Source organism: Micromonospora sp. AMSO31t, from assembly GCF_008868175.1.
GTDB lineage: Bacteria > Actinomycetota > Actinomycetes > Mycobacteriales > Micromonosporaceae > Micromonospora.
On record NZ_WBKT01000295.1, the window covers coordinates 1 to 1,670 of the forward strand.

Here is a 1,670-nt window from a genome sequence, read left to right on the forward strand (position 1 = left end):
CGGGCCGCCCAACCCCACCGCACCCGGCGGAGGTGCGCCCGCCCGGCTCCGGCGCACCCGGTAGGATCGGCGCGGGCCGTGACTGGCGCGTGGGGATGGAGAACCATCGGGAAGCGGTCCCGTCATGAGGACGCACGCCGAGCGCCTGGGCCTTCCGCACGTCACCAGGAGGTCGCATGTCGCTGAACGCCGAATCCACCGCCTTCCGCAGCGCGCTGGAGGTGATCCGCGCCGTCGAGCCGCGGGTGGCGGACGCCATCGGGGCCGAACTCGCCGACCAGCGCGAGTCGCTCAAGCTCATCGCCAGCGAGAACTACGCCTCCCCGGCCACCCTGCTGGCCATGGGCAACTGGTTCAGCGACAAGTACGCGGAGGGCACCATCGGCCGCCGCTTCTACGCCGGCTGCCAGAACGTCGACACCGTCGAGGCGCTCGCCGCGGAGCACGCCAAGGAGCTGTTCGGCGCGGCCCACGCGTACGTGCAGCCGCACTCCGGCATCGACGCCAACCTGGTCGCCTTCTGGGCGATCCTGGCCGACCGGGTCGAGTCCCCGGCGCTCAAGAAGGCCCAGGTACGCCAGGTCAACGAGCTCACCGAGGCGGACTGGTTCGCGCTGCGCCGCGAGCTGGGCAACCAGCGGATGCTCGGCATGTCGCTGGACGCCGGCGGCCACCTCACCCACGGCTTCCGGCCGAACATCTCCGGCAAGATGTTCGACCAGCGCAGCTACGGCACCGACCCGGCCACCGGCCTGATCGACTACGACAAGGTCGCCGAGGCGGCCCGCGAGTTCAAGCCGCTGATCCTGGTCGCCGGCTACTCGGCGTACCCCCGGAAGGTCAACTTCCGGATCATGCGGGAGATCGCCGACTCCGTCGGCGCCACCTTCATGGTCGACATGGCGCACTTCGCCGGGCTGGTCGCCGGCAAGGTCTTCACCGGCGACTTCGACCCGGTGCCGCACGCGCACATCGTCACCACCACCACGCACAAGTCGCTGCGCGGCCCGCGCGGCGGCATGGTGCTCTGCGGCCCGGAACTGGCCGACCAGGTCGACCGCGGCTGCCCCATGGTGCTCGGCGGCCCGCTCCCCCACGTGATGGCCGCCAAGGCCGTCGCCCTGGCCGAGGCCCGCCGCCCCGACTTCGCCGACTACGCTCAGCGCATCGTCGACAACGCCCAGGCGCTCGCCGACGGGCTGCTGCGCCGGGGCGCAAAGCTGGTCACCGGCGGCACCGACAACCACCTGGTGCTCATCGACGTCTCCGGCTACGGGCTCACCGGCCGGCAGGCCGAGCAGGCGCTGCTCGACTCCGGCATCGTGACCAACCGCAACGCCGTCCCGCAGGACCCGAACGGCGCCTGGTACACCTCCGGCATCCGGATCGGCACCCCGGCGCTGACCACCCGCGGCCTCGGCGCCGCCGAGATGGACACCACGGCCGAGCTGATCCACACCGTGCTCGGCCAGACCACGCCGGGTGCCAACGCCGACGGCACCCCGTCCAAGGCCAAGTACGTCCTCGACCCGGCCCTGGCCGAAACGGTGAGCAAGCAGGCCAGCGACCTGCTGAGCGGCTTCCCGCTCTACCCGGCCGTCGACCTCGGCTGACGACCCGCCCACTCCCCGACGCCCCGCCCGACCCTCGGCCGAGCGGGGCGTCGGCCT

1 protein-coding gene and 1 riboswitch are annotated in these 1,670 nt (G+C 72.4%); the gene reads left to right on the forward strand.

From position 1 onward, the window contains the following. Positions 1–68: 68 nt before the first annotated feature. A riboswitch (ZMP/ZTP riboswitch) is annotated at positions 69–158 on the forward strand. Positions 159–176: 18 nt separating this feature from the next. Beyond that, positions 177–1,613: a glycine hydroxymethyltransferase gene (locus F8274_RS30560; RefSeq protein ID WP_151465857.1), complete on the forward strand. Its 1,437-nt coding sequence runs from the start codon at positions 177–179 to the stop codon at positions 1,611–1,613. Positions 1,614–1,670: the final 57 nt, after the last annotated feature.